Here is a 24,128-nt window from a genome sequence, read left to right as displayed (position 1 = left end):
GATGCTGGCTGGAAACGCAGACCGGGAGCGGACGGTCGACGTGCTGCGCGCCGCCTATGCCGAGGGTCGACTGACCCGCGAGGAGCACGACCAGCGGGCCGCCCGGGCGCTTGCCGCGCGCACCGTCGAGGAGCTCCAGCTGCTCGCCGCGGACCTGCCGCAGGGGCCCGGTGGCGTGCCGGCGGTGTTCCAGCAGCCGCGCCCCTTCCCGGGGCCGTTCCCGGGGTATCCGGCGTACCGCGGCTTCGGGCCGCCCGCGTCCCCGTACCCGCCGCCCGTCCCGTACGCGCAGCCGCCCGCCAACGGCGCGGCGATCGGCTCGCTGGTGTGCGGTCTGCTCGCGCCCTTCAGCGCCGGCTTCACCGGCGTCCCCGCGGTGATCCTCGGGCACAAGGCCAGGGCGGAGATCCGGCGGACGGGGGAGCGGGGCGACGGCTGGGCCGTCGCGGGGCTGGTCCTGGGCTGGATCGGGGTCTGCTTCGTGCTGCTGATCCTCATCGGCATCGCCGCCGATTGATCGCCCGGGGGCCGCGCGGGTACTTGTTTTGACCGGTGCGGACGCGGTAGGTAGGCTCTGACCTTGTGCCTGGGGTATCCCCTGCCCTTCCTGCGCGCATCGACGCCAGGAACGGGTGACGTCGGATACCGGTGTCTGCACGCTCCTCCCGTAAGGGAAGTCCCGCTCGTGGCACGTTTTCGCAGGCGGGGGGCTGTGCAGGCCCCGACACACCCGACCGCGTGGGTCGGAGAAGTGTTCCAGGTTAGCTTTACCGAGACGGCACACAGAAAACGGAGAATCTGTGCCTACGATCCAGCAGCTGGTCCGCAAGGGCCGGCAGGACAAGGTCGAGAAGAACAAGACGCCCGCACTGGAGGGTTCGCCTCAGCGCCGCGGCGTCTGCACGCGTGTCTTCACCACCACCCCGAAGAAGCCGAACTCGGCCCTGCGCAAGGTCGCTCGTGTGCGACTGACCAGCGGGATCGAGGTCACCGCCTACATTCCGGGTGAGGGCCACAACCTGCAGGAGCACTCCATCGTGCTCGTGCGCGGCGGCCGTGTGAAGGACCTGCCGGGTGTTCGCTACAAGATCATCCGCGGCTCCCTCGACACGCAGGGCGTCAAGAACCGCAAGCAGGCTCGCAGCCGCTACGGCGCCAAGAAGGAGAAGTAAGCATGCCTCGTAAGGGCCCCGCCCCGAAGCGCCCGGTCATCATCGACCCGGTCTACGGCTCTCCTCTGGTGACCTCCCTGATCAACAAGGTGCTGCTGAACGGCAAGCGTTCCACCGCCGAGCGCATCGTCTACGGCGCCATGGAGGGTCTGCGCGAGAAGTCCGGCAACGACCCGGTCATCACGCTCAAGCGCGCGCTCGAGAACGTCAAGCCGACCCTCGAGGTCCGCTCCCGTCGTGTCGGTGGCGCCACCTACCAGGTTCCGGTCGAGGTCCGCCCCGGCCGTTCCTCCACCCTCGCGCTGCGCTGGATCGTGGGTTACTCCCGCGCCCGCCGCGAGAAGACGATGACCGAGCGTCTGATGAACGAGCTGCTCGACGCCTCCAACGGGCTCGGCGCCGCCGTGAAGAAGCGCGAGGACACCCACAAGATGGCCGAGTCCAACAAGGCCTTCGCGCACTACCGCTGGTAGTCGCAGACCCCATCGAGAGACCGAGAGAAGACTGAAGCCTTATGGCTACCACTTCACTTGACCTGGCCAAGGTCCGCAACATCGGGATCATGGCTCACATCGACGCGGGCAAGACGACCACCACCGAGCGGATCCTGTACTACACCGGCGTCAGCTACAAGATCGGTGAGGTCCACGACGGCGCTGCCACGATGGACTGGATGGCGCAGGAGCAGGAGCGCGGCATCACCATCACGTCCGCCGCGACGACCTGCCACTGGCCGCTCAACGACATCGACCACACCATCAACATCATCGACACCCCCGGGCACGTCGACTTCACCGTCGAGGTGGAGCGGTCCCTGCGCGTGCTCGACGGTGCCGTGACGGTGTTCGACGGTGTCGCCGGCGTCGAGCCGCAGTCCGAGACCGTGTGGCGTCAGGCCGACCGGTACGGCGTCCCGCGGATCTGCTTCGTCAACAAGCTGGACCGCACCGGTGCGGAGTTCCACCGCTGCGTCGACATGATCGAGAGCCGCCTGGGTGCGGTTCCGCTGGTCATGCAGCTGCCGATCGGCGCCGAGGCGGACTTCAAGGGCGTCGTCGACCTGGTGCAGATGAAGGCGCTCGTCTGGTCCGCCGAGACCAAGCTCGGCGAGGCCTACGACGTGGTCGACATCCCCGACACGCACACCGAGGCCGCCGAGGAGTGGCGCGGGAAGCTGCTCGAGGCCGTCGCGGAGAACGACGAGGAGATGATGGAGTTGTACCTGGAGGGCCAGGAGCCCACCCAGGAGCAGCTCATCGCGGCGATCCGCCGTGTCACCCTCGCCTCCACCGGCGCCGAGGGCACCATCACCGTCACCCCGGTGTTCTGCGGTACCGCGTTCAAGAACAAGGGCGTGCAGCCCCTGCTCGACGCGGTGTGCAGCTACCTGCCGTCGCCGCTGGACGTCGAGGCCATCGAGGGCCACTCCGTGAAGGACCCGGACGAGGTCCTGAAGCGGAAGCCCTCGGAGGAGGAGCCGTTCGCCGCCCTGGCGTTCAAGATCGCGAGCGACCCGCACCTGGGCAAGCTCACCTTCATCCGCGTGTACTCGGGTCGCCTGGACACCGGTACGCAGGTGCTGAACGCGCTCAAGGGCAAGAAGGAGCGCATCGGCAAGATCTACCGGATGCACTCCAACAAGCGTGAGGAGATCGAATCGGTGGGTGCCGGCGACATCGTCGCCGTCATGGGTCTGAAGCAGACCACCACCGGTGAGACGCTCTGCGACGCGTCCAACCCCGTGATCCTCGAGTCCATGGACTTCCCGGCCCCGGTGATCGAGGTCGCCATCGAGCCGAAGTCCAAGGGCGACCAGGAGAAGCTGGGCGTAGCGATCCAGCGTCTGGCCGAGGAGGACCCGTCCTTCCAGGTCAAGACGAACGAGGAGACCGGCCAGACCATCATCGCGGGTATGGGCGAGCTGCACCTCGACGTGCTGGTCGACCGTATGAAGCGCGAGTTCAAGGTCGAGGCCAACGTCGGCAAGCCGCAGGTGGCCTACCGCGAGACGCTGCGCAGGAACGTCGACAAGCACGACTACACGCACAAGAAGCAGACTGGTGGTTCCGGCCAGTTCGCGAAGGTGCAGATCCAGCTCGAGCCCCTCGAGGGCGACGGCTACGAGTTCGTCAACAAGGTCACCGGTGGCCGTATCCCGCGGGAGTACATCCCGTCCGTGGACGCGGGCTGCCAGGAGGCCATGGAGTTCGGCGTGCTGGCGGGCTACCCGCTCACCGGCGTGCGCGTCACCCTGCTCGACGGCGCGTTCCACGAGGTCGACTCCTCCGAGATGGCGTTCAAGATCGCCGGTTCGATGGCCTTCAAGGAGGCCGCACGGAAGGCCTCCCCGGCCCTCCTCGAGCCGCTGATGGCCGTCGACGTCACCACGCCCGAGGACTACATGGGCGACGTGATCGGTGACATCAACTCCCGCCGTGGACAGATCCAGTCCATGGAGGACCGGGGCAACGCCAAGCTCGTCAAGGGCCTGGTGCCGCTCTCGGAGATGTTCGGTTACGTCGGTGACCTGCGCAGCAAGACCTCCGGTCGTGCCGCGTACTCGATGCAGTTCGATTCCTACGGTGAGGTTCCCAAGAACGTCGCCGAGGAGATCATCGCGAAGGCCAAGGGCGAGTAACTCCGGTTCGCCGGCTGCACTCACCCATTAGGCTGGAGCAAAGGCATTCGGGGCATACCGTCCCAGATCCGCAGGATCTGGGACGGGCCCCGGAGCCCCGCCCAGAAGACGAAACGGTCAAGGGCGTCCCCCTCGGGGTCCTGACCGGTTCGGTACGACCACCTGAACCCCACCGCAGAGCGTGGTGGGCGTACAGCACCAGTCCACAGGAGGACCCCAGTGGCGAAGGCGAAGTTCGAGCGGACTAAGCCGCACGTCAACATCGGCACCATCGGTCACATCGACCACGGTAAGACCACTCTTACCGCGGCGATCACCAAGGTGCTGCACGACGCTTACCCGGACCTCAACGAGGCTTCGGCGTTCGAGAACATCGACAAGGCGCCCGAAGAGCGTCAGCGCGGTATCACCATCTCCATCGCGCACGTCGAGTACCAGACGGAGAACCGTCACTACGCGCACGTCGACTGCCCGGGTCACGCGGACTACATCAAGAACATGATCACCGGTGCCGCGCAGATGGACGGCGCCATCCTCGTGGTCGCCGCCACCGACGGCCCGATGCCGCAGACCAAGGAGCACGTGCTCCTGGCCCGCCAGGTCGGCGTTCCGTACATCGTGGTCGCCCTGAACAAGGCCGACATGGTGGACGACGAGGAGATCATGGAGCTCGTCGAGCTCGAGGTCCGTGAGCTGCTCTCCGAGTACGAGTTCCCGGGCGACGACGTCCCGGTCGTCAAGGTCTCGGCGCTGAAGGCGCTCGAGGGCGACAAGGAGTGGGGCGAGTCGGTCGTCAAGCTCATGCACGCCGTCGACGAGGCGATCCCGGAGCCGGAGCGCGACACCGACAAGCCGTTCCTCATGCCCATCGAGGACGTCTTCACCATCACCGGTCGCGGTACGGTCGTCACCGGCCGTATCGAGCGCGGTGTGCTCAAGGTCAACGAGAACGTCGACATCATCGGTATCAAGGAGGAGAAGACCTCCACCACCGTTACCGGTATCGAGATGTTCCGCAAGCTGCTCGACGAGGGCCAGGCCGGTGAGAACGTCGGTCTGCTCCTCCGCGGCATCAAGCGCGAGGACGTCGAGCGCGGCCAGGTCATCATCAAGCCGGGCTCGGTCACCCCGCACACGGAGTTCGAGGCGCAGGCGTACATCCTGTCGAAGGACGAGGGTGGTCGCCACACCCCGTTCTTCAACAACTACCGCCCGCAGTTCTACTTCCGTACCACGGACGTGACCGGCGTGGTGACCCTCCCCGAGGGCACCGAGATGGTCATGCCGGGCGACAACACCGAGATGAGCGTCCAGCTCATCCAGCCGGTCGCCATGGAGGAGGGCCTCAAGTTCGCCATCCGCGAGGGTGGCCGGACCGTGGGCGCCGGCCAGGTCACCAAGATCAACAAGTGACCTTCGGCTCCTGCTCCTAGTGAGCGCTTCGCCGGCTCCGGCCGGCACGGAGGGCCCGCACGACGTCTGTCGTGCGGGCCCTTCCGCACGTCGTGGTCCCGGTGGAAACGGTTCCCCGCCGGTGGAATAGTTGAGCCTTCAACCATGTTGTGGCGTGCAGAGAGCACGACCACGACCTTCGGAGGCCCCACCATGACCGTCACCGACGACCGCGCCCGGCTCACCGGCGCGTACACCCTCGACCCGGCCCACACCCGCATCGGCTTCGTCGCCCGCCACGCGATGGTGACCAAGGTGCGCGGCGCGTTCAACGACTTCACCGGCACCGCCCGTATCGACGGCGCGCACCCGGAGGAGTCCTCCGTGGAGCTGACGATCAAGGCCGAGAGCATCGACACCCGCAACGCCGACCGCGACGGCCACCTGCGCAGCAACGACTTCCTCGACATGGCGCAGTACCCCGAGATCACCTTCCGCTCCACCGGCGTGCGGCCGACCGGCGACGACACCTTCGACGTCACGGGCGACCTCACGATCAAGGGCGTCACCCGGCCGGTGACCGTCCCCTTCACCTACGAGGGCAACGCCACCGACCCCTTCGGCAACAGCCGCATCGGGCTGGAGGGCAGTACCACGATCAACCGTCAGGACTTCGGCATCACCTGGAACGCCGCCCTGGAGACCGGAGGCTTCCTGGTCAGCGACAAGATCACGCTCGAGTTCGAGGTGTCGGCCGTCCGGCAGGGCTGACACCCGCCGCCCCGGCCGTACGGGCCCCCGCCCGGTGCGCGGCCACCGGGCGGGCCGTACGCCCGGCGCCCCCGGCGTGGTGGGAGGATCGGTCCCATGGCTCTCACGCACCACGTCCCCGGAATGGTCCTGACCGAGCTGGAGTTCCACGTCCCGCTGGACCACGCGGACCCGGACGGCGAGCGCATCACCGTCTTCGCCCGCGAGGTCGCCGCGCCGGACGGGCGTGACCGGCCGTACCTGGTCTACCTCCAGGGAGGACCGGGCCAGGAGGCACCCCGCCCCACCGTCGCGCCCACCGCCCCCGGCTGGCTCGGGCGTGCGCTGCCCGAGTACCGCGTCCTGCTGCTCGACCAGCGCGGCACCGGCCTCTCCACGCCCGTCGGGAGCCTGCCGGGCATGTCGCCGCGGCAGCAGGCCGCACACCTCGCCCGCTTCCGTGCCGACGCGATCGTCCAGGACGCGGAGTGGATCCGCGCCGACCTGGACGTCGGCCGGTGGAGCCTGCTCGGGCAGTCCTTCGGCGGCTTCTGCGCCCTGCACTACCTCAGCGTGGCGCCGGAGGCGCTGCGGGAGGTCTACTTCACCGGCGGCCTGCCGCCCGTGGGGCGCCACCCCGACGAGGTGTACGCGGCGACGTACCGGGTGATGCGGGAGCGCAACGCCCGCTACTACCGGCGCTACCCGGGCGACCGCGCCCGGGTCCGCTCCCTGACGGAGCGGCTGGACGCCGGCGAGGTCGTGCTGCCGGACGGCGACCGGCTCACCGCGCGGCGCTTCCGGCAGCTCGGCCACCTGCTGGGCACCGGCGACGGCGCCGAGCGTCTTCACCACCTGCTGGAACGTGACCCCTCGTCGGCGGCGTTCCGTCACGACGTGGCTGCGGCGATGCCGTTCTCCGGCCGGAACCCGCTGTACGCGGTCGTCCACGAGTCGTCCTACGCCGACGGGCACGCCACCCGGTGGTCCGCGGAGCGGACCCTGCCCGCCGGGTACGCCGCCGACACCACGCTGTTCACCGGCGAGCACGTCTACCCGTGGATGTTCGAGGACTACCGCGAGCTGGCGCCGCTGCGGGAGGCCGCCGACCTGCTCGCCGAACACGAGTGGCCCCGGCTCTACGACCCGGACCGGCTGCGCGACTGCGACGTGCCCTGCGCGGCGGCGATCTACGCGGACGACGCGTACGTCGACCGTGCCTTCTCCGAGGAGACGGCCGCGCTGATCCCGACGCTGCGGCCCTGGCTCACCAACGAGTACGAGCACAACGGCCTGCGCGCCGACGGCGCCCGCATCCTCGACCGCCTCATCGCGCTGGCCCGCGGCCACGCGTAGGCCGCCGTGCGGCGGCTTGGCCCGCACTCCGGTCACGAGCCGGGGGCCGGTGCCGGAGATCCGCCGGGACGCTTGCCACGGGGGCGGGGCGCCGTCGCGGCGGGGGGACGGACGGGTGCGCAGCACGGCGGCGGGCACCGCGGCGACAAGCCTTGCGCCGGGGACTCCCGGGCCCCCGCCGGGCCGCTGCCTCTCGCCGGCCGCGCCGCGGTCAGGCGGAAGGGGCGCCGCCGACGAGGTAGTCGATGCGGCGGCGCAGCGGGCCCCAGCGCCGCATGTGGGCGTCGGCGCGCTCGGCCGCGCGCCGCTGCGCGCGCGGCCGCCGCGTGTAGAGCCGTTTCGCCCACGGCGAGGCCGGCTTCGCGAGCCGTACCGCACCGAAGAGGGCGACCGGCGGGATCAGCACCCCGACCAGCGCCATCCACGTCTTGCCCTTGACCAGCGCGATCAGCACGACCGCGAAGTTCGCCAGCGCGGTGAGCGCGGCCCCGAGTCTGCTCTGCTCCTCGTCGTCGCCGAGGCTGTCGACACCGAGTGGGGAGAAGCCGCTGAGCAGCAGCAGAGTCAGCGCGAAGGTGACGAGCACGACCTCGACGCTCTGCGTGCCGGCCTTGCTCCAGTACACGTCGTCCAGGTGCAGGACGAGCGCGAACTCGTCCAGGACGAGTCCCGCGCCCATCCCGAACAGCACCGCGGCCACGCCCGCGCCCCAGCCGTGCCGCCCGCCGGCGAAGGCGGTGAAGCCGCCGACGGTCATGAGCAGGATGCCGGGCACGACGTGGTGGATGTGCATGCCGCCGGGCGTGACGTTGCGGAACGGCCCGCGCCCGGCGCGGATCATCCGGGTCACCAGCCGCGTGACGGCGAAGGTGAGCACGAACGTCACCAGCGCCAGCAGCAGCGGCAGCTTGCCGGGCTCGACGATGTTGCGCATCCACCAGTCACCGGACATTCCGCCCACCTCTCCACGACCCATCTGCAGGGCACGCATACCAGCGCGGAAGGGGAAAGGCCCGGAACCGGGCCGCGCCTCCTGTGTGTGTCGGGGGGTGCGGAGGGTGCGCCGCACCGGTGCGGGACCGTGCGGTCGAGGGCCGGGTCCGAACGCCCGTGTGGGCCTCGTCACCTGCCTGGTCGGGGCCCGGCGCCGATTCGCATGGCCCCCGCCTGGTATGGCACACTGTTCCGGTTGCTCGGTTGAGTGCCGATGCTGTGCGCCTCCCGCCGGGAGGACTGGAAGCGAGTCCCGATGTACTCGTCGCCCCTCGTCAGGGGCGGAAGTACGGGAATCTTCCGGGAAGTGCAGGAGGGGCTCCGACCAGGCATCCCGGTGGGTCTCTTCCCCCGACTCCCTCCTTCATCGAGGACGTTCTCCTGTGGAGACGTACGAGGAGGGTTGCGACACGCCCGACCGCGTGGGTCGGAGCGGAGGAGCAATCGCAAGGAGCGGGAGCGGGGAGCGGACGACCTCCGGGGTTCCAGAGCGTGACGAGAAGAAGGACTACGAAGTAGCCATGGCGGGACAGAAGATCCGCATCCGGCTCAAGGCCTACGACCACGAGGTCATCGACAACTCGGCGAAGAAGATCGTCGAGACGGTGACCCGCACTGGTGCGTCGGTCGCGGGCCCGGTGCCGCTGCCCACTGAGAAGAACGTGTACTGCGTCATCAAGTCGCCGCACAAGTACAAGGACGCGCGCGAGCACTTCGAGATGCGCACCCACAAGCGCCTGATCGACATCCTCGACCCGACGCCCAAGACCGTTGACTCGCTGATGCGCCTGGACCTCCCGGCCGGCGTCGACATCGAGATCAAGCTCTGAGAGGCGCGGTAGTGATGACCAAGCAGATCAAGGGTGTCCTGGGCGAGAAGCTCGGCATGACCCAGGTCTGGGACGACAACAACCGCGTCGTGCCCGTGACCGTGGTCAAGGCCGGCCCCTGTGTCGTGACCCAGGTGCGCACCAACGACAAGGACGGCTACGACGCCGTCCAGATCGCCTTCGGCGAGATCGACCCCCGCAAGGTGAACAAGCCGCTCAAGGGTCACTTCTCGAAGGCCGACGTGACCCCGCGCCGCCACCTCGTGGAGATCCGTACCAACGACGCCGGCGCGTACACGCTGGGCCAGGAAGTCACCGCCGAGGTCTTCGACTCCGGCATCAAGGTCGACGTGACCGGCACCAGCAAGGGCAAGGGCTTCGCCGGTGGCATGAAGCGCCACGGCTTCCGCGGTGGCAAGGCCTCGCACGGTGCGCACCGCGTGCACCGCAAGCCGGGCTCCATCGGCGGCTGCGCGACTCCCGGCCGTGTCTTCAAGGGCACGCGCATGGCGGGCCGCATGGGCAACGAGCGGGTCACCACCCAGAACCTGACCGTCCACGCCGTTGACGCGGAGAAGGGCCTGCTGCTCATCAAGGGCGCAGTTCCCGGTCCGAACGGCGGCCTCGTCCTGGTCCGTACCGCGGCCAAGGGGGCTTGAGGTAATGAGCACCGTTGACATTCTTTCGCCGGCAGGCGACAAGACCGGCACCGTCGAGCTCCCCGCGGAGATCTTCGACACGCAGGTCAGCGTTCCGCTGATCCACCAGGTCGTCGTCGCGCAGCTGGCCGCGGCCCGCCAGGGCACGCACAAGACCAAGACCCGTGGCGAGGTCCGCGGCGGTGGCAAGAAGCCGTACCGCCAGAAGGGCACCGGTCGCGCCCGTCAGGGTTCGACCCGCGCGCCGCAGTTCGCCGGCGGTGGCGTCGTCCACGGCCCGCAGCCGCGTGACTACTCGCAGCGGACCCCGAAGAAGATGAAGGCCGCCGCCCTGCGCGGTGCCCTCTCCGACCGGGCCCGTCACGGCCGTGTCCACGTCGTCTCCGGCGTGGTCGAGGGCGAGGTCTCCACCAAGGCCGCCAAGACGCTGTTCGGCAAGGTCAGTGAGCGCAAGCACCTGCTCCTGGTCGCCGAGCGCGCCGACGAGGCCGCGTGGCTGTCCGCCCGCAACCTGCCCCAGGTGCACATCCTGGAGCCGGGCCAGCTGAACACGTACGACGTGCTCGTCTCCGACGACGTGGTCTTCACGAAGGCCGCCTTCGAGTCTTTCGTGGCCGGCCCGCAGAAGGCCGCTGCCGGGGCTGAGCTCGAAGGGAGCGAAGCCTGATGAGCGAGGCGACCGAGCAGACCGCCGTCACCAGCAAGACGTTCACGGACCCCCGTGACCTGCTGCTGAAGCCGGTGGTTTCGGAGAAGAGCTACGCGCTGCTGGACGAGAACAAGTACACCTTCCTCGTCGACACGCGCGCCAACAAGACCCAGATCAAGCAGGCCGTCCAGGCGGTCTTCTCGGTCAAGGTCACCGGGGTCAACACGATCAACCGGCAGGGCAAGCGCAAGCGCACCCGCACCGGTTACGGCAAGCGCGCCGACACCAAGCGCGCCATCGTGACCCTTGCCGAGGGCGACCGCATCGACATCTTCGGCGGCCCGGTCTCCTAACGGGGGCCGAACCGCCTGAAGTCCGGAATCTTCCGAGGACTGAGAAATGGGTATCCGCAAGTACAAGCCGACGACCCCGGGCCGTCGTGGCTCCAGCGTCGCCGACTTCGTCGAGATCACGCGGTCCACGCCGGAGAAGTCGCTGGTCCGCCCCCTGCACAGCAAGGGCGGCCGTAACAACGCCGGTCGTGTGACCGTCCGCCACCAGGGCGGTGGCCACAAGCGCGCCTACCGCGTGATCGACTTCCGTCGTCACGACAAGGACGGAGTGCCGGCCAAGGTCGCGCACATCGAGTACGACCCCAACCGCACCGCGCGCATCGCGCTGCTGCACTACGTGGACGGCGAGAAGCGCTACATCCTCGCCCCGGCCGGCCTCAAGCAGGGCGCCCGGATCGAGAACGGCCCCGGCGCGGACATCAAGCCGGGCAACAACATGGCGCTGCGCAACATCCCCGTCGGTACGGTCATCCACGCCATCGAGCTGCGGCCCGGCGGCGGCGCCAAGTTCGCCCGCTCCGCCGGTGCGTCCGTGCAGCTGCTGGCGAAGGAGGGCCGCATGGCCCACCTGCGCATGCCGTCCGGTGAGATCCGCCTGGTCGACGTCCGCTGCCGCGCCACCATCGGCGAGGTCGGCAACGCCGAGCAGTCGAACATCAACTGGGGCAAGGCCGGCCGTATGCGCTGGAAGGGCGTCCGCCCGACCGTCCGCGGTGTGGTCATGAACCCGATCGACCACCCGCACGGTGGTGGTGAGGGTCGTACCTCCGGTGGCCGCCACCCGGTGTCGCCGTGGGGCCAGAAGGAGGGCCGTACGCGCTCGCCGAAGAAGGCCAGCAACAAGTACATCGTCCGCCGCCGCAAGACGAACAAGAAGCGCTAGGAGGCGGGGTTTTCGATGCCGCGCAGTCTCAAGAAGGGGCCCTTCGTCGACGACCACCTGACCAAGAAGGTGGACACGCAGAACGAAGCAGGCACCAAGAACGTCATCAAGACCTGGTCCCGCCGCTCGATGATCGTCCCGGCGATGCTGGGCCACACGATCGCGGTGCACGACGGCCGTAAGCACGTCCCGGTGTTCGTCACCGAGTCGATGGTCGGCCACAAGCTCGGCGAGTTCGCCCCGACCCGCAGCTTCCGCGGCCACGTCAAGGACGACCGCAAGTCGCGGCGTCGTTGACCGGGGTGACGACCATGACTGACACCGAAGGGACAACCATGGAAGCCAGGGCCTCCGCGCGCTATGTGCGCGTCACGCCCATGAAGGCCCGCCGGGTGGTGGACCTTGTCCGTGGCATGAGTGCCACGGAGGCTCAGGCGGTCCTGCGTTTCGCCCCGCAGGCCGCCAGCGTGCCCGTGGGCAAGGTGCTCGACAGCGCCATTGCCAATGCCGCGCACAACTACGACCACACGGACGTCGACAGCCTCTTCATCTCCGAGGCCTTCGTCGACGAGGGTCCGACCCTGAAGCGGTTCCGGCCGCGCGCCCAGGGCCGCGCCTACCGGATCCGTAAGCGGACCAGCCACATCACGGTGGTCGTCAGCAGCAAGGAAGGAACCCGGTAATGGGCCAGAAGGTAAACCCGCACGGGTTCCGCCTCGGCATCACCACCGACTTCAAGTCGCGCTGGTACGCCGACAAGCTCTACAAGGACTACGTCAAGGAAGACGTCGCGATCCGCAAGATGCTCACCAAGGGCATGGAGCGGGCCGGTATCTCCAAGGTGGAGATCGAGCGCACCCGTGACCGCGTGCGCGTCGACGTCCACACCGCTCGTCCGGGCATCGTCATCGGTCGCCGCGGCGCCGAGGCCGACCGCCTCCGGGGCAACCTGGAGAAGCTGACCGGCAAGCAGATCCAGTTCAACATCCTCGAGGTGAAGAACCCGGAGACGGACGCTCAGCTGGTGGCCCAGGCCGTCGCCGAGCAGCTGTCCTCCCGCGTCTCCTTCCGCCGCGCGATGCGCAAGAGCATGCAGACCGCGATGAAGGCCGGCGCCAAGGGCATCAAGATCCAGTGCGGTGGCCGTCTCGGCGGCGCCGAGATGTCCCGCTCGGAGTTCTACCGCGAGGGCCGGGTGCCCCTGCACACCCTGCGCGCCAACGTCGACTACGGCCTGTTCGAGGCCCGTACGACCTTCGGCCGCATCGGTGTGAAGGTGTGGATCTACAAGGGTGACGTCAAGAACATCGCCGAGGTGCGCGCCGAGAACGCCGCCGCCCGTGCGGGCAACCGCCCGTCGCGCGGTGGCGGCAGCGACCGTCCCCGCCGGGGCGGCGAGCGCGGCGGCCGCGGCCGCCGGCCGCAGAGCTCGCAGCAGTCCGAGGCCCCGAAGTCGGCCGAGGCTGCGGCTCCCGCCGCTGCTGCCGCGGAGCCCACGGCTTCCGGAAAGGAGAGCTGACCCATGCTGATCCCGCGCAGGGTCAAGCACCGCAAGCAGCACCACCCGAAGCGCAAGGGCATGGCCAAGGGCGGCACCGAGGTCGCATTCGGCGAGTGGGGCATCCAGGCCGTCACCCCGGCCTACGTGACGAACCGGCAGATCGAGGCAGCTCGTATCTCCATGACCCGTCACATCAAGCGTGGTGGCAAGGTGTGGATCAACATCTACCCCGACCGCCCGCTGACCAAGAAGCCCGCCGAGACCCGCATGGGTTCCGGTAAGGGTTCGCCGGAGTGGTGGATCGCGAACGTGAAGCCCGGTCGGGTCATGTTCGAGCTGTCCTACCCGAACGAGAAGATTGCCAAGGAGGCGCTCATCCGCGCCGCCCACAAGCTTCCGATGAAGTGCCGGATCGTGCGGCGCGAGGCAGGTGAATCGTGATGGCGGCCGGAACCAAGGCGTCCGAGCTGCGTGAGCTTGGCGGCGAGGAGCTCGTCGGCAAGCTGCGCGAGGCCAAGGAAGAGCTGTTCAACCTCCGCTTCCAGGCGGCGACCGGGCAGCTCGAGAACCACGGCCGGCTGAAGGCCGTCCGCAAGGACATCGCGCGGATCTACACCCTGATGCGTGAGCGCGAGCTGGGCATCGAGACGGTGGAGAGTGCCTGATGAGCGAGACCAACGTGACTGAGAAGAACGAGCAGAAGCGCGGCTTCCGCAAGACCCGCCAGGGTCTCGTCGTCAGCGACAAGATGGACAAGACCGTCGTCGTCGCCGTCGAGGACCGCGTCAAGCACGCGCTGTACGGCAAGATCATCCGCCGTACCGAGAAGCTCAAGGCGCACGACGAGCAGAACGCCGCGGGCGTCGGCGACCGTGTCCTCCTCATGGAGACCCGGCCGCTGTCCGCCACCAAGCGCTGGCGCGTCGTCGAGATCCTCGAGAAGGCCAAGTAATTTCCCGGGGCCGTCTGGCCCCGGGAGGAGTTCCGCCAGGCTCGGCGGGGCGCGCACCGCGCGTGGGCGCCCCGCCGGGAACCGGCAGACGATCAGGAGATAGACGTGATCCAGCAGGAGTCTCGGCTTCGCGTCGCCGACAACACGGGTGCGAAGGAGATCCTCACCATCCGTGTACTCGGTGGTTCGGGCCGTCGCTACGCGGGCATCGGTGACGTCGTCGTCGCCACCGTCAAGGACGCGATCCCGGGCGGCAACGTGAAGAAGGGCGAGATCGTCAAGGCGGTCATCGTGCGCACCGTGAAGGAGCGCCGTCGCCCCGACGGTTCGTACATCCGTTTCGATGAGAACGCCGCCGTCATCCTCAAGGGTGACGGCGACCCCCGCGGCACCCGTATCTTCGGCCCCGTGGGCCGTGAGCTGCGCGAGAAGAAGTTCATGAGGATCGTCTCGCTCGCGCCGGAGGTGCTGTGAGCATGAAGATCAAGAAGGGCGACCTGGTCCAGGTCATCACCGGTAAGGACAAGGGCAAGCAGGGCAAGGTCATCGTGGCCTTCCCCCGCGAGGACCGTGTCCTGGTCGAGGGTGTCAACCGGGTCAAGAAGCACACCAAGGCCGGCCAGACCGCTCGTGGCTCGAAGACCGGCGGCATCGTGACGACCGAGGCTCCGGTCCACGTGAGCAACGTGCAGCTCGTCGTGGAGTCCGAGGGCAAGAAGGTCGTCACCCGTGTCGGATACCGCTTCGACGACGAGGGCAACAAGATCCGCGTTGCCAAGCGGACCGGTGAGGACATCTGATGACTGCCACCACCACTGCCACCGCGCCGCGTCTGAAGACGCGCTACCGCGAGGAGATCGCGGGCAAGCTGCGTGACGAGTTCACGTACGAGAACGTCATGCAGATCCCCGGTCTCACGAAGATCGTGGTCAACATGGGTGTGGGCGACGCCGCCCGCGACTCCAAGCTGATCGAGGGTGCCATCAAGGACCTCGCCACGATCACCGGCCAGAAGCCGGCCGTGACCAAGGCCCGGAAGTCCATCGCGCAGTTCAAGCTGCGCGAGGGGCAGCCGATCGGCGCCCACTCCACCCTCCGGGGCGACCGGATGTGGGAGTTCCTGGACCGCCTGCTGTCGCTCGCACTGCCGCGCATCCGCGACTTCCGCGGACTGTCGCCGAAGCAGTTCGACGGCCGAGGCAACTACACCTTCGGTCTCACGGAGCAGGTCATGTTCCACGAGATCGACCAGGACAAGATCGACCGGGTCCGGGGCATGGACATCACCGTGGTCACCACGGCGACCACCGACGAGGAGGGCCGCGCGCTGCTTCGTCACCTCGGCTTCCCGTTCAAGGAGAACTGACATGGCGAAGAAGGCCCTGATCGCCAAGGCCGGACGTAAGCCGAAGTTCGCGGTGCGCGCCTACACGCGCTGCCAGCGCTGCGGCCGCCCGCACTCCGTCTACCGCAAGTTCGGCCTGTGCCGCGTGTGCCTCCGCCAGATGGCGCACCGCGGCGAGCTGCCGGGCGTCACCAAGAGCTCCTGGTAATCGGCTCCTCGCAGTCGACCAGCCAGGACTCTCGGTAAGGAACCTGGACGTCGAGCCCCGACCCGCATCCCTTAGGGTGGAGGGTCGGGCGCCCGGCGCCCGGACACGACTTACTACGCCGTAGGTCCCCGCTCCACACCTGTCCCGCCGCGCCGCCGAGGCGCGTGCGGGGAGAAGGACGGAGCAGACAGGAAACCCCGGCGAGAGAGGCCGAAGGCCAGCACATGACCATGACCGATCCGATCGCAGACATGCTGACGCGTCTGCGAAACGCGAACTCGGCGTACCACGACACCGTCGCGATGCCGCACAGCAAGATCAAGTCGCACATCGCGGAGATCCTCCAGCAGGAGGGTTACATCACCGGCTGGAAGACCGAGGACGCCCCCGTGGGCAAGTCCCTCGTCCTCGAGCTGAAGTTCGGCCCGAACCGTGAGCGTTCGATCGCCGGCATCAAGCGGATCTCGAAGCCGGGTCTTCGGGTCTACGCAAAGTCCACCAACCTGCCGAAGGTTCTCGGCGGCCTGGGCGTGGCGATCATCTCCACGTCCCACGGTCTCCTGACCGGCCAGCAGGCGCAGAAGAAGGGTGTGGGCGGGGAAGTCCTCGCCTACGTCTGGTAACGGAAGGGAACGGAGGTAAAGCCATGTCGCGAATCGGCAAGCTCCCCATCCAGGTTCCCGCCGGTGTGGACGTCACCGTCGATGGACGCAAGGTCGACGTGAAGGGCCCGAAGGGCTCCCTCACGCACACGATCGCAGCACCCATCGAGATCGCCAAGGGCGAGGACGGCGTGCTCAGCGTCACCCGCCCGAACGACGAGAGCCGGAACAGGGCCCTGCACGGTCTGTCCCGCACGCTGGTGGCGAACATGATCACTGGCGTGACCCAGGGTTACACCAAGGCTCTCGAGATCAGCGGTGTCGGTTACCGCGTCCAGGCCAAGGGCTCCAACCTGGAGTTCTCGCTGGGCTACAGCCACCCGATCCTGATCGAGGCGCCGGACGGCATCTCGTTCAAGGTCGAGTCGCCGACCAAGTTCTCGGTCGAGGGCATCGACAAGCAGAAGGTCGGCGAGGTCGCCGCGAACATCCGCAAGCTGCGCAAGCCCGACCCGTACAAGGCCAAGGGCGTGAAGTACGCGGGCGAGGTCATCCGCCGCAAGGTCGGAAAGGCTGGTAAGTAAGCCATGGCATACGGCGTGAAGATCGCTAAGGGCGACGCCTACAAGCGCGCCGCCGCCAAGCGCCGGCACATTCGCATCCGGAAGAAGATCTCGGGTACGCCCGAGCGTCCTCGTCTGGTCGTGACGCGCTCGAACCGCCACATGGTGGCGCAGGTCATCGACGACATCAAGGGCCACACCGTGGCCTCCGCGTCGTCGCTGGACAGCTCCATCCGGACCGGCGAGGGCGACAAGAGCTCGCAGGCCCAGAAGGTCGGCGCCCTGGTCGCCGAGCGTGCGAAGGCCGCGGGTGTCGAAGCCGTCGTCTTCGACCGCGGTGGAAACAAGTACGCAGGGCGGATTGCCGCTCTGGCTGACGCCGCCCGCGAAGCCGGGCTCAAGTTCTGAGCCGGTTCCGCGGACGCGGACGGAAACGAGAGAGGTAATTCCAATGGCTGGACCCCAGCGCCGCGGTGGCGGCGCCGGTGGCGACCGCCGGGACCGCAAGGGCCGGGACGGCGGCGCCGCCGCCGAGAAGACGGCGTACGTCGAGCGCGTCGTCGCGATCAACCGAGTCGCCAAGGTTGTGAAGGGTGGTCGTCGCTTCAGCTTCACCGCGCTGGTCGTGGTGGGCGACGGTGACGGCACCGTGGGTGTCGGATACGGCAAGGCCAAGGAGGTGCCGTCTGCCATCGCCAAGGGCGTCGAGGAGGCGAAGAAGCACTTCTTCAAGGTCCCCCGCATCCAGGGCACCATCCCGCACCCGATCCAGGGTGAGGAGGCCGCGGGTGTCGTGCTGCTCAAGCCGGCGTCGCCCGGTACCGGTGTGATCGCCGGTGGCCCGGTGCGTGCCGTGCTGGAGTGCGCGGGCATCCACGACGTGCTGAGCAAGTCGCTCGGCTCGGCCAACCCGATCAACATCGTGCACGCCACGGTCGCCGCTCTGCGCGGCCTGCAGCGTCCCGAGGAGATCGCCGCCCGTCGTGGCCTGCCGCTCGAGGACGTGGCTCCCGCCGCTCTGCTGCGGGCGCGTGCCGGGGTGAATGCGTAATGGCTCGCCTGAAGATCACGCAGACGCGTTCCGTCATCGGGACCAAGCAGAACCACCGGGACACGCTGCGGACCCTCGGTCTGAAGCGTGTGAACGACGTCTCCGTCAAGGAGGCCCGTCCCGAGGTCGTCGGCATGGTGCACACCGTGCGTCACCTCGTGACGGTCGAGGAGGTCGACTGAGATGGCTGAGCCGCAGGGCGACAAGCCGCTGAAGGTCCACAACCTCCGGCCGGCCCCCGGCGCCAAGACCGCCAAGACCCGTGTCGGTCGTGGTGAGGCGTCCAAGGGCAAGACCGCGGGTCGTGGCACCAAGGGCACGAAGGCCCGCTACCAGGTTCCCGAGCGCTTCGAGGGCGGGCAGATGCCGCTGCACATGCGGCTGCCCAAGCTCCGGGGCTTCAAGAACCCGGCGCACAAGAACTTCCAGGTGGTGAACCTCGAGAAGCTCGCCGCCCTCTACCCGAAGGGTGGCGAGGTGACCGTGGCCGACCTGGTCGCCAAGGGCGCCGTGCGCAAGAACGAACTGGTGAAGGTGCTCGGCGACGGAGAGGTCTCCGTGGCGCTGCAGGTGACCGTCGACAAGGTCTCCGGCTCCGCCAAGGAGAAGATCACCGCCGCCGGTGGAACCGTCACCGAACTCGTCTGAGTTCGTTTGACCGGCTGACCGGGGGTGTCCCATGGGCATCCCCGGTCAGCTGTTGCCGGGGTCGGCCAGCGGTCGTGATGGTTCCGTCACGAGTGGTCGTTCCCCGGGCCCGTCGCCGCCGGTAAGGTGGCGTGCACTGTTGATCCGACCCCCAAGACCGTCCCTCTCGCGCGTTCGTGCCGGGAGGTCGCAGGAGGCACCGTGCTCACCGCGTTCGCCCGGGCGTTCCAGACGCCCGACCTGCGCAAGAAGCTGCTGTTCACGCTGGGCATCATCGTGCTCTTCCGCGTCGGGGCGCACGTCCCGGTACCTGGCGTCAGCTTTGAGAACGTCAACCAGTGCATGAACATGGCCGAGTCCAACAGCGGCCTGTTCGGTCTGGTGAACATGTTCAGCGGCGGTGCGTTGCTGCAGCTCACCATCTTCGCGCTCGGCATCATGCCGTACATCACTGCCAGCATCATTCTCCAGCTGCTGGTCGTGGTGATTCCCCGGCTGGAGCAGCTGAAGAAGGAAGGACAGTCCGGCCAGGCCAAGATCACGCAGTACACGCGTTACCTGACCGTGGCGCTGTCCGTCCTGCAGGCGACCGGTCTGGTCGCGACCGCCCGCAGCGGCGCGCTCTTCCCGCAGTGCCCGGTGGGCAGGGAGATCGTCCCGAACGACGGCATCTTCACCACCGTGGTGATGGTGATCTGCATGACGGCGGGTTCGGGTCTGATCATGTGGCTCGGTGAGCTCATCACCGACCGCGGCATCGGCAACGGCATGTCCATCCTGATGTTCATCTCCATCGCGGCCGGTTTCCCCGGCGCGCTGTGGGCCATCAAGCAGCAGGGCAAGCTCGCCGGCGGCTGGATCGAGTTCGGCGTCGTGATTCTCGCGGGCCTCGCGATGGTCGTCCTGGTCGTCTTCGTCGAGCAGGCGCAGCGCCGCATTCCGGTGCAGTACGCGAAGCGCATGATCGGCCGCCGTTCCTACGGCGGCACCTCGACGTACATTCCGCTGAAGGTCAACCAGGCCGGCATCATTCCTGTGATTTTCGCCTCGTCCCTGCTCTACATTCCCGCTCTGGTGGTGCAGTTCAGCAACTCCCAGGCGGGCTGGGCGGACTGGATCCAGGCCAACCTGACGCAGCAGAGTTCCCCGCTCTACATCAGCGTGTACTTCCTCCTGATCGTCTTCTTCGCCTTCTTCTACGTGGCCATCACGTTCAACCCCGAAGAAGTTGCAGACAACATGAAGAAGTATGGTGGCTTCATCCCGGGCATCCGTGCGGGACGCCCCACGGCCGAGTACCTGAGCTACGTGCTGAACCGCATCACGTGGCCCGGTTCGCTCTACCTGGGTCTGATCGCTCTGGTGCCCACCGTCGCGCTGGTCGGTTTCGGTGCTCAGCAGAACTTCCCGTTCGGTGGCACGAGCATTCTCATCATCGTCGGTGTGGGGCTCGAGACCGTGAAGCAGATCGAGAGCCAGCTGCAGCAGCGCCATTACGAAGGGTTCCTCCGCTGATGCGAATCGTCCTCGTCGGACCGCCGGGTGCGGGTAAGGGCACGCAGGCCGCGTACCTCGCCGAGAACCTGTCGATCCCGCACATCTCCACGGGCGACCTCTTCCGCGCCAACATCTCCCAGGGCACGCCGCTCGGACGGCAGGCCAAGGAGTTCATGGACGCCGGGCGCCTGGTGCCGGACGAGGTCACCGTCGGAATGGCCGAGGACCGTATGCAGCACGAGGACGCCTCCGGCGGCTTCCTGCTGGACGGTTTCCCGCGGAACATCGGCCAGGCCGAGGCGCTGGACCGCTACCTCGACACCCACGAGCTGAAGCTCGACGCGGTGCTGGACCTGGAGGTCCCCGAGGAGGAGGTCGTCAAGCGGATCGCCGGCCGGCGCATCTGCCGTACCGACTCCAGCCACGTCTTCCACGCGGAGTACGCGCCGCCGAAGGCCGACGGGGTCTGCGACAAGTGCGGCGGCGAGCTGTACCAGCGCGAGGACGACAGCGAGGCGACCGTGCGCAAGCGGCTCGCCGTGTACCACAGCGAGACCGAGCCGATCATCGACTACTACAAGGCGCAGGGTCTGGTGACCACCCTCTCCGGGCTCGGCGCCGCGGCCGAGGTCACGCAGCGGGCGATGTCCGCGCTGGGGCGCGACTAGGGTCCTGGCAGCCGTCCCCGGCCCGGGCCGCGTCCGGCTTCCCGTCGCCGTGGCCGACGGCCGCTCTCTCGGTCCCCCGGGCACCCCGCGTGCCCGGGAGCCGGCCCGGCCCCCGGGCGCCCGTGAGGTCCCGGGCGGTCTCCCGGCTTTCGGGAACGGGCGGGGACGGGGAGAATTCCACGCAGTAGCGCCCACGGGCAGGAGGCGACAGAACACCATGGTCGAGATCAAGACCCCTGAGCAGATCGCGAAGATGCGCGCCGCGGGGCTGGTCGTCGCCGCCATGCACAAGGCGTGCCGCGAAGCCGCCGTCCCCGGCGCGACGACGAAGGACCTGGACGACGTCGCCGCCAAGGTGCTCGCGGAGCACGACGCCAAGCCGAACTTCCTCGGCTACGGCGGGTTCCCCGGCAACATCTGCACCTCGGTCAACGACGTCGTCGTCCACGGCATCCCCAGTAAGGACACCGTCCTCAAGAACGGCGACCTGCTGTCCGTCGACGCCGGGGCGATCATCGACGGCTGGCACGGCGACGCCGCGATCACCGTCTTCGTCGGCGAGGGCCACGCCCCCGAACTGCACGAGCTGAGCCGGGTGACCGAGGAGTCCATGTGGGCCGGCCTCGCCGCCGTCCGCAAGGGGCACCGGCTGGCCGACATCTCCCGGGCCATCGAGGGCTACATCCGCCGCCAGCCGCGGCCGGCCTCCGGCAAGTACGGGATCATCGAGGACTACGGCGGCCACGGCATCGGCTCGCAGATGCACATGGACCCGCACCTGCTGAACTACGTCGACCGGCGTCGCCTCATCGGCCGGCACAACCCGAAGCTGGTGCCGGGCATGGCTCTGGCCATCGAGCCCATGGTCGGCCTGGGGACGCCGAAGACGCACGTGCTGTCGGACGAGTGGACCGTGCTCACCGACGACGGCACGTGGTCCAGCCACTGGGAGCACTCGATCGCGCTGACCGAGCAGGGTCCGCTGGTGCTCACCGCGCCGGACGGCGGCCGGGCCAAGCTGGCCGAGCTGGGCGTCACCGCCGCCCCCGACCCGCTCGGGTAACGGGACGGTCTCGAAGAGACGTCGTTCCCGACGCTTAACGATCTTCCTCTCGGGGGATACTTCCCCGATTCGTCTTTCCGGGTGCCGTGAAGTAGACTTGCTCGTCGGTCCGGGTGTCTTCGTGTGCCCCGGGCCACCCCAGGTAGCCGATCCCGGAAGGTGAAGCGCTCAAGCATGGCCAAAAAACAAGGGGCCATCGAGATCGAGGGCACGGTCGTCGAGTCTCTCCCGAACGCGATGTTCAAGGTGGAGCTGCAGAACGGCCACCAGGTCCTTGCGCACATCAGCGGCAAGATGCGGATGCACTACATCCGTATCCTTCCCGACGACCGGGTCGTGGTGGAGCTGTCTCCCTACGACCTGACGCGCGGGCGGATCGTCTACCGCTACAAGTAGATCTTGCAGACGCCCTGAGCCGGAATCCCCCGGTGCGGGGCGTCGGCACTGACCCGGAGAACCTCACTTTCATGAAGGTCAAGCCGAGCGTCAAGAAGATCTGCGACAAGTGCAAGGTGATCCGCCGTCACGGCCGGGTCATGGTCATCTGCGACAACCTGCGCCACAAGCAGCGCCAGGGCTGAACGCAGCCGACCCTCGCCTTCGCACCTCGCTCGCAACTCTTCGCGCGACGCAAGCGAAAAAGTACATACGCAGTCACCCGACCCCCCGCTCGCCGAGAACGCACAGCCGGTGGGGACGACACCCTCGGTCGGAGGCCGAGGACCCGGCTCGTAACTCCCCCGGGAGACCTACGGGAACGGTGCTGCGCCAGACCTCCGCAGAAATCAGGAGCCACATACATGGCACGCCTCGCAGGCGTTGACCTCCCGCGCGACAAGCGCGTCGAGGTCGCCCTCACCTACGTCTTCGGCATCGGCCGTACGCGGTCCCAGGAGACCCTGGCCGCCACCGGCGTCAGCCCGGACACCCGCGTCCGGGACCTCGCCGAGGAGGACCTGGTCAAGATCCGCGAGTACGTGGACAACAACCTCCAGGTGGAGGGTGACCTCCGCCGTGAGATCCAGGCCGACATCCGCCGCAAGGTCGAGATCGGCAGCTACCAGGGTCTGCGCCACCGTCGGGGCCTCCCGGTCCACGGCCAGCGCACGAAGACCAACGCGCGAACCCGCAAGGGCCCGCGTCGCGCGATCGCCGGCAAGAAGAAGCCGGGCAAGAAGTAGTCCACTGCGGACACGCTGACCAGCGGTCCCGCTGTCGGACCGACCACCTCCACGGGAGTGAACCTCTATGCCTCCGAAGGGCCGTACGGCCGGCGCCAAGAAGGTGCGCCGCAAGGAGAAGAAGAACGTCGCCCACGGGCACGCTCACATCAAGAGCACGTTCAACAACACCATCGTCTCGATCACCGACCCGACCGGCAACGTGATCTCCTGGGCCTCGGCCGGCCACGTCGGCTTCAAGGGCTCGCGCAAGTCCACGCCGTTCGCCGCGCAGATGGCCGCGGAGAACGCCGCGCGTCGCGCCCAGGAGCACGGCATGCGCAAGGTCGACGTCTTCGTGAAGGGTCCCGGCTCCGGCCGTGAGACCGCGATCCGCTCCCTCCAGGCCACCGGCCTCGAGGTCGGCTCCATCCAGGACGTCACCCCGACCCCGCACAACGGCTGCCGCCCGCCGAAGCGTCGCCGAGTCTGACCATCAGGAAGTAGGAGATCTAGACAATGGCGCGTTACACCGGGGCCGACTGCAAGCGTTGCCGTCGGGAGAAGCAGAAGCTCTTCCTCAAGGGAGCTAAGTGCGAGAGCGCGAAGTGCCCGATCGAGATCCGTCCTTACCCCCCGGGTGAGCACGGGCGCGGGCGCACCAAGGACTCCGAGTACCTGCTGCAGAAGCGCGAGAAGCAGAAGGCTGCTCGCATCTACGGCGTGCTGGAGAAGCAGTTCCGCGGGTACTTCAACGAGGCCAACCGCCAGCAGGGCAAGACGGGTGAGAACCTGCTGCGCATCCTCGAGACCCGCCTCGACAACGTGGTCTACCGGGCCGGCTTCGCCAAGTCCCGCGACCACGCCCGTCAGCTGGTCCGTCACGGGCACATCGAGGTGAACGGTCGCAAGACCGACATCCCCTCCGCCCGCGTCGTCCCCAGCGACATCATCCAGGTCCGCGAGTCCTCCCGGAACATGACCCCGTTCCAGGTGGCTCAGGCCGAGGCCGGCGACAAGACCGTCCCCGCGTGGCTCGAGGCCATCCCCTCGCAGCTGCGGATCCTGGTCCACTCGCTGCCCGAGCGCCCGGTGATCGACACCCAGGTGCAGGAGCAGCTGATCGTCGAGCTGTACTCGAAGTAATTCGGGTCACGCTCGGTAACGGGGCGGGCGGTACGCGGCCATTCGGCCG

At 68.1% G+C, this 24,128-nt stretch carries 37 protein-coding genes; 36 read left to right on the top strand and 1 reads right to left on the bottom strand.

Annotation, left to right across the window (positions count from 1 at the left end; translation table 11 throughout):
- Position 1: 1 nt before the first annotated feature.
- From K304_RS0108570 to K304_RS0108535, 7 genes are all read left to right on the top strand, one after another.
- Positions 2-517 carry a DUF1707 and DUF4190 domain-containing protein gene (locus K304_RS0108570; protein WP_027763402.1) on the top strand — a complete coding sequence of 172 codons (516 nt, stop codon included), beginning with the start codon at positions 2-4 and terminating at the stop codon, positions 515-517.
- A 283-nt stretch (positions 518-800) separates the two neighbouring features.
- Positions 801-1,172 carry a 30S ribosomal protein S12 gene (rpsL, locus tag K304_RS0108565; RefSeq protein WP_003948652.1) on the top strand — a complete coding sequence of 124 codons (372 nt, stop codon included), beginning with the start codon at positions 801-803 and terminating at the stop codon, positions 1,170-1,172.
- 2 nt (positions 1,173-1,174) lie between these two features.
- Positions 1,175-1,645, top strand: coding sequence for a 30S ribosomal protein S7 (gene rpsG / locus K304_RS0108560; RefSeq protein ID WP_027738898.1), 471 nt, complete (start codon positions 1,175-1,177; stop codon positions 1,643-1,645).
- A gap of 41 nt (positions 1,646-1,686) precedes the next feature.
- Positions 1,687-3,810 (top strand): elongation factor G, encoded by a 2,124-nt coding sequence (fusA, locus tag K304_RS0108555; RefSeq protein WP_027763401.1) that lies wholly within the window; start codon positions 1,687-1,689, stop codon positions 3,808-3,810.
- 219 nt (positions 3,811-4,029) lie between these two features.
- Entirely contained in the window at positions 4,030-5,223 is a 1,194-nt protein-coding gene (tuf, locus tag K304_RS0108545; RefSeq protein WP_027763400.1) for an elongation factor Tu, read from the top strand.
- Between the two features lie 192 nt (positions 5,224-5,415).
- The gene (locus K304_RS0108540) at positions 5,416-5,973 is read left to right on the top strand and encodes a YceI family protein (RefSeq protein WP_027763399.1); all 558 of its coding nucleotides are present in this window, start codon (positions 5,416-5,418) and stop codon (positions 5,971-5,973) included.
- A 96-nt stretch (positions 5,974-6,069) separates the two neighbouring features.
- Positions 6,070-7,308: an alpha/beta fold hydrolase gene (locus tag K304_RS0108535; RefSeq protein WP_027763398.1), complete on the top strand. Its 1,239-nt coding sequence runs from the start codon at positions 6,070-6,072 to the stop codon at positions 7,306-7,308.
- A 211-nt stretch (positions 7,309-7,519) separates the two neighbouring features.
- Here K304_RS0108535 and K304_RS0108530 read toward each other — a convergent pair whose 3' ends face one another.
- Positions 7,520-8,260, bottom strand: coding sequence for a hypothetical protein (locus K304_RS0108530; RefSeq protein WP_037789592.1), 741 nt, complete (start codon positions 8,258-8,260; stop codon positions 7,520-7,522).
- Positions 8,261-8,822: 562 nt separating this feature from the next.
- Between K304_RS0108530 and rpsJ the strand changes: the two genes are divergently transcribed.
- From rpsJ to rpsD, 29 genes are all read left to right on the top strand, one after another.
- On the top strand, positions 8,823-9,131 hold the full coding sequence (gene rpsJ / locus K304_RS0108525) for a 30S ribosomal protein S10 (RefSeq protein WP_016909683.1): 309 nt from the start codon (positions 8,823-8,825) through the stop codon (positions 9,129-9,131).
- Positions 9,132-9,145: 14 nt separating this feature from the next.
- Complete coding sequence (rplC, locus tag K304_RS0108520; RefSeq protein WP_027763396.1) at positions 9,146-9,790, top strand: 50S ribosomal protein L3; 645 nt, start codon at positions 9,146-9,148, stop codon at positions 9,788-9,790.
- Between the two features lie 4 nt (positions 9,791-9,794).
- Positions 9,795-10,457 carry a 50S ribosomal protein L4 gene (gene rplD / locus K304_RS0108515; RefSeq protein ID WP_027763395.1) on the top strand — a complete coding sequence of 221 codons (663 nt, stop codon included), beginning with the start codon at positions 9,795-9,797 and terminating at the stop codon, positions 10,455-10,457.
- Positions 10,457-10,792 carry a 50S ribosomal protein L23 gene (rplW, locus tag K304_RS0108510; RefSeq protein WP_023531020.1) on the top strand — a complete coding sequence of 112 codons (336 nt, stop codon included), beginning with the start codon at positions 10,457-10,459 and terminating at the stop codon, positions 10,790-10,792. Before rplD ends, rplW begins: the two co-directional genes overlap by 1 nt.
- Before the next feature lie 46 nt (positions 10,793-10,838).
- A complete protein-coding gene (rplB, locus tag K304_RS0108505) occupies positions 10,839-11,675 on the top strand; it encodes a 50S ribosomal protein L2 (protein WP_027763394.1) in 837 nt (278 codons plus the stop codon).
- Positions 11,676-11,690: 15 nt separating this feature from the next.
- On the top strand, positions 11,691-11,972 hold the full coding sequence (rpsS, locus tag K304_RS0108500) for a 30S ribosomal protein S19 (RefSeq protein ID WP_023531022.1): 282 nt from the start codon (positions 11,691-11,693) through the stop codon (positions 11,970-11,972).
- Between the two features lie 38 nt (positions 11,973-12,010).
- Positions 12,011-12,358 carry a 50S ribosomal protein L22 gene (gene rplV, locus K304_RS0108495; protein ID WP_027763393.1) on the top strand — a complete coding sequence of 116 codons (348 nt, stop codon included), beginning with the start codon at positions 12,011-12,013 and terminating at the stop codon, positions 12,356-12,358.
- Positions 12,358-13,194, top strand: a complete 837-nt coding sequence (gene rpsC, locus K304_RS0108490) for a 30S ribosomal protein S3 (protein WP_027763392.1) — start codon at positions 12,358-12,360, stop codon at positions 13,192-13,194. The genes rplV and rpsC overlap by 1 nt, the downstream gene beginning before the upstream one ends.
- A 3-nt stretch (positions 13,195-13,197) precedes the next feature.
- Positions 13,198-13,617, top strand: coding sequence for a 50S ribosomal protein L16 (rplP, locus tag K304_RS0108485; protein ID WP_027763391.1), 420 nt, complete (start codon positions 13,198-13,200; stop codon positions 13,615-13,617).
- Positions 13,617-13,841, top strand: coding sequence for a 50S ribosomal protein L29 (gene rpmC / locus K304_RS0108480; RefSeq protein ID WP_027763390.1), 225 nt, complete (start codon positions 13,617-13,619; stop codon positions 13,839-13,841). Before rplP ends, rpmC begins: the two co-directional genes overlap by 1 nt.
- The gene (rpsQ, locus tag K304_RS0108475; protein ID WP_027763389.1) at positions 13,841-14,128 is read left to right on the top strand and encodes a 30S ribosomal protein S17; all 288 of its coding nucleotides are present in this window, start codon (positions 13,841-13,843) and stop codon (positions 14,126-14,128) included. The genes rpmC and rpsQ overlap by 1 nt, the downstream gene beginning before the upstream one ends.
- 105 nt (positions 14,129-14,233) lie before the next feature.
- Positions 14,234-14,602 carry a 50S ribosomal protein L14 gene (gene rplN, locus K304_RS0108470; RefSeq protein ID WP_027763388.1) on the top strand — a complete coding sequence of 123 codons (369 nt, stop codon included), beginning with the start codon at positions 14,234-14,236 and terminating at the stop codon, positions 14,600-14,602.
- Positions 14,603-14,604: 2 nt separating this feature from the next.
- Positions 14,605-14,928 carry a 50S ribosomal protein L24 gene (gene rplX, locus K304_RS0108465; RefSeq protein ID WP_027763387.1) on the top strand — a complete coding sequence of 108 codons (324 nt, stop codon included), beginning with the start codon at positions 14,605-14,607 and terminating at the stop codon, positions 14,926-14,928.
- Positions 14,928-15,494, top strand: coding sequence for a 50S ribosomal protein L5 (gene rplE, locus K304_RS0108460; protein WP_027763386.1), 567 nt, complete (start codon positions 14,928-14,930; stop codon positions 15,492-15,494). Before rplX ends, rplE begins: the two co-directional genes overlap by 1 nt.
- Before the next feature lies 1 nt (position 15,495).
- On the top strand, positions 15,496-15,681 hold the full coding sequence (locus tag K304_RS0108455) for a type Z 30S ribosomal protein S14 (protein ID WP_023531031.1): 186 nt from the start codon (positions 15,496-15,498) through the stop codon (positions 15,679-15,681).
- A 224-nt stretch (positions 15,682-15,905) separates the two neighbouring features.
- Positions 15,906-16,304, top strand: a complete 399-nt coding sequence (rpsH, locus tag K304_RS0108450) for a 30S ribosomal protein S8 (RefSeq protein ID WP_027763385.1) — start codon at positions 15,906-15,908, stop codon at positions 16,302-16,304.
- Positions 16,305-16,327: 23 nt separating this feature from the next.
- The gene (gene rplF, locus K304_RS0108445) at positions 16,328-16,867 is read left to right on the top strand and encodes a 50S ribosomal protein L6 (protein WP_027763384.1); all 540 of its coding nucleotides are present in this window, start codon (positions 16,328-16,330) and stop codon (positions 16,865-16,867) included.
- A 3-nt stretch (positions 16,868-16,870) separates the two neighbouring features.
- On the top strand, positions 16,871-17,254 hold the full coding sequence (gene rplR, locus K304_RS0108440) for a 50S ribosomal protein L18 (protein ID WP_027763383.1): 384 nt from the start codon (positions 16,871-16,873) through the stop codon (positions 17,252-17,254).
- A 43-nt stretch (positions 17,255-17,297) separates the two neighbouring features.
- Complete coding sequence (gene rpsE, locus K304_RS0108435) at positions 17,298-17,897, top strand: 30S ribosomal protein S5 (protein ID WP_027763382.1); 600 nt, start codon at positions 17,298-17,300, stop codon at positions 17,895-17,897.
- Entirely contained in the window at positions 17,897-18,079 is a 183-nt protein-coding gene (gene rpmD / locus K304_RS0108430) for a 50S ribosomal protein L30 (protein ID WP_027763381.1), read from the top strand. Before rpsE ends, rpmD begins: the two co-directional genes overlap by 1 nt.
- A 1-nt stretch (position 18,080) precedes the next feature.
- Complete coding sequence (gene rplO, locus K304_RS0108425; protein ID WP_027763380.1) at positions 18,081-18,545, top strand: 50S ribosomal protein L15; 465 nt, start codon at positions 18,081-18,083, stop codon at positions 18,543-18,545.
- Between the two features lie 201 nt (positions 18,546-18,746).
- Positions 18,747-20,060, top strand: coding sequence for a preprotein translocase subunit SecY (gene secY, locus K304_RS0108420; RefSeq protein WP_027763379.1), 1,314 nt, complete (start codon positions 18,747-18,749; stop codon positions 20,058-20,060).
- Positions 20,060-20,710, top strand: a complete 651-nt coding sequence (locus K304_RS0108415; RefSeq protein WP_027763378.1) for an adenylate kinase — start codon at positions 20,060-20,062, stop codon at positions 20,708-20,710. The genes secY and K304_RS0108415 overlap by 1 nt, the downstream gene beginning before the upstream one ends.
- 217 nt (positions 20,711-20,927) lie before the next feature.
- Positions 20,928-21,773: a type I methionyl aminopeptidase gene (map, locus tag K304_RS0108410; protein ID WP_027763377.1), complete on the top strand. Its 846-nt coding sequence runs from the start codon at positions 20,928-20,930 to the stop codon at positions 21,771-21,773.
- A gap of 174 nt (positions 21,774-21,947) precedes the next feature.
- A complete protein-coding gene (gene infA / locus K304_RS0108405; RefSeq protein ID WP_003948620.1) occupies positions 21,948-22,169 on the top strand; it encodes a translation initiation factor IF-1 in 222 nt (73 codons plus the stop codon).
- A gap of 71 nt (positions 22,170-22,240) precedes the next feature.
- Complete coding sequence (rpmJ, locus tag K304_RS0108400; RefSeq protein WP_003956441.1) at positions 22,241-22,354, top strand: 50S ribosomal protein L36; 114 nt, start codon at positions 22,241-22,243, stop codon at positions 22,352-22,354.
- A 219-nt stretch (positions 22,355-22,573) separates the two neighbouring features.
- Positions 22,574-22,954, top strand: coding sequence for a 30S ribosomal protein S13 (rpsM, locus tag K304_RS0108395; RefSeq protein WP_027763376.1), 381 nt, complete (start codon positions 22,574-22,576; stop codon positions 22,952-22,954).
- A gap of 67 nt (positions 22,955-23,021) precedes the next feature.
- Complete coding sequence (gene rpsK, locus K304_RS0108390; protein WP_016473404.1) at positions 23,022-23,426, top strand: 30S ribosomal protein S11; 405 nt, start codon at positions 23,022-23,024, stop codon at positions 23,424-23,426.
- 26 nt (positions 23,427-23,452) lie between these two features.
- Complete coding sequence (gene rpsD, locus K304_RS0108385) at positions 23,453-24,079, top strand: 30S ribosomal protein S4 (protein ID WP_027763375.1); 627 nt, start codon at positions 23,453-23,455, stop codon at positions 24,077-24,079.
- The last annotated feature ends 49 nt before the right edge of the window (positions 24,080-24,128 follow it).

This window comes from Streptomyces sp. CNS606 (genome assembly GCF_000426325.1).
This window is presented reverse-complemented; position numbering and strand designations above follow the sequence as displayed.

Bases quoted from the DNA above. Each gene is read 5' to 3' on its own strand.
- K304_RS0108570 (WP_027763402.1), top strand. From the start codon at position 2: ATGCTGGCTGGAAACGCAGACCGGGAGCGGACGGTCGACGTGCTGCGC.
- rpsG (WP_027738898.1), top strand. From the start codon at position 1,175: ATGCCTCGTAAGGGCCCCGCCCCGAAGCGCCCGGTCATCATCGACCCG.
- fusA (WP_027763401.1), top strand. From the start codon at position 1,687: ATGGCTACCACTTCACTTGACCTGGCCAAGGTCCGCAACATCGGGATC.
- K304_RS0108540 (WP_027763399.1), top strand. From the start codon at position 5,416: ATGACCGTCACCGACGACCGCGCCCGGCTCACCGGCGCGTACACCCTC.
- K304_RS0108535 (WP_027763398.1), top strand. From the start codon at position 6,070: ATGGCTCTCACGCACCACGTCCCCGGAATGGTCCTGACCGAGCTGGAG.
- K304_RS0108530 (WP_037789592.1), bottom strand. From the start codon at position 8,260: ATGTCCGGTGACTGGTGGATGCGCAACATCGTCGAGCCCGGCAAGCTG.
- rpsJ (WP_016909683.1), top strand. From the start codon at position 8,823: ATGGCGGGACAGAAGATCCGCATCCGGCTCAAGGCCTACGACCACGAG.
- rplC (WP_027763396.1), top strand. From the start codon at position 9,146: ATGACCAAGCAGATCAAGGGTGTCCTGGGCGAGAAGCTCGGCATGACC.
- rplD (WP_027763395.1), top strand. From the start codon at position 9,795: ATGAGCACCGTTGACATTCTTTCGCCGGCAGGCGACAAGACCGGCACC.
- rplW (WP_023531020.1), top strand. From the start codon at position 10,457: ATGAGCGAGGCGACCGAGCAGACCGCCGTCACCAGCAAGACGTTCACG.
- rplB (WP_027763394.1), top strand. From the start codon at position 10,839: ATGGGTATCCGCAAGTACAAGCCGACGACCCCGGGCCGTCGTGGCTCC.
- rpsS (WP_023531022.1), top strand. From the start codon at position 11,691: ATGCCGCGCAGTCTCAAGAAGGGGCCCTTCGTCGACGACCACCTGACC.
- rplV (WP_027763393.1), top strand. From the start codon at position 12,011: ATGGAAGCCAGGGCCTCCGCGCGCTATGTGCGCGTCACGCCCATGAAG.
- rpsC (WP_027763392.1), top strand. From the start codon at position 12,358: ATGGGCCAGAAGGTAAACCCGCACGGGTTCCGCCTCGGCATCACCACC.
- rplP (WP_027763391.1), top strand. From the start codon at position 13,198: ATGCTGATCCCGCGCAGGGTCAAGCACCGCAAGCAGCACCACCCGAAG.
- rpmC (WP_027763390.1), top strand. From the start codon at position 13,617: ATGGCGGCCGGAACCAAGGCGTCCGAGCTGCGTGAGCTTGGCGGCGAG.
- rpsQ (WP_027763389.1), top strand. From the start codon at position 13,841: ATGAGCGAGACCAACGTGACTGAGAAGAACGAGCAGAAGCGCGGCTTC.
- rplX (WP_027763387.1), top strand. From the start codon at position 14,605: ATGAAGATCAAGAAGGGCGACCTGGTCCAGGTCATCACCGGTAAGGAC.
- rplE (WP_027763386.1), top strand. From the start codon at position 14,928: ATGACTGCCACCACCACTGCCACCGCGCCGCGTCTGAAGACGCGCTAC.
- K304_RS0108455 (WP_023531031.1), top strand. From the start codon at position 15,496: ATGGCGAAGAAGGCCCTGATCGCCAAGGCCGGACGTAAGCCGAAGTTC.
- rpsH (WP_027763385.1), top strand. From the start codon at position 15,906: ATGACCATGACCGATCCGATCGCAGACATGCTGACGCGTCTGCGAAAC.
- rplF (WP_027763384.1), top strand. From the start codon at position 16,328: ATGTCGCGAATCGGCAAGCTCCCCATCCAGGTTCCCGCCGGTGTGGAC.
- rplR (WP_027763383.1), top strand. From the start codon at position 16,871: ATGGCATACGGCGTGAAGATCGCTAAGGGCGACGCCTACAAGCGCGCC.
- rpsE (WP_027763382.1), top strand. From the start codon at position 17,298: ATGGCTGGACCCCAGCGCCGCGGTGGCGGCGCCGGTGGCGACCGCCGG.
- rpmD (WP_027763381.1), top strand. From the start codon at position 17,897: ATGGCTCGCCTGAAGATCACGCAGACGCGTTCCGTCATCGGGACCAAG.
- rplO (WP_027763380.1), top strand. From the start codon at position 18,081: ATGGCTGAGCCGCAGGGCGACAAGCCGCTGAAGGTCCACAACCTCCGG.
- K304_RS0108415 (WP_027763378.1), top strand. From the start codon at position 20,060: ATGCGAATCGTCCTCGTCGGACCGCCGGGTGCGGGTAAGGGCACGCAG.
- map (WP_027763377.1), top strand. From the start codon at position 20,928: ATGGTCGAGATCAAGACCCCTGAGCAGATCGCGAAGATGCGCGCCGCG.
- infA (WP_003948620.1), top strand. From the start codon at position 21,948: ATGGCCAAAAAACAAGGGGCCATCGAGATCGAGGGCACGGTCGTCGAG.
- rpmJ (WP_003956441.1), top strand. From the start codon at position 22,241: ATGAAGGTCAAGCCGAGCGTCAAGAAGATCTGCGACAAGTGCAAGGTG.
- rpsM (WP_027763376.1), top strand. From the start codon at position 22,574: ATGGCACGCCTCGCAGGCGTTGACCTCCCGCGCGACAAGCGCGTCGAG.
- rpsK (WP_016473404.1), top strand. From the start codon at position 23,022: ATGCCTCCGAAGGGCCGTACGGCCGGCGCCAAGAAGGTGCGCCGCAAG.
- rpsD (WP_027763375.1), top strand. From the start codon at position 23,453: ATGGCGCGTTACACCGGGGCCGACTGCAAGCGTTGCCGTCGGGAGAAG.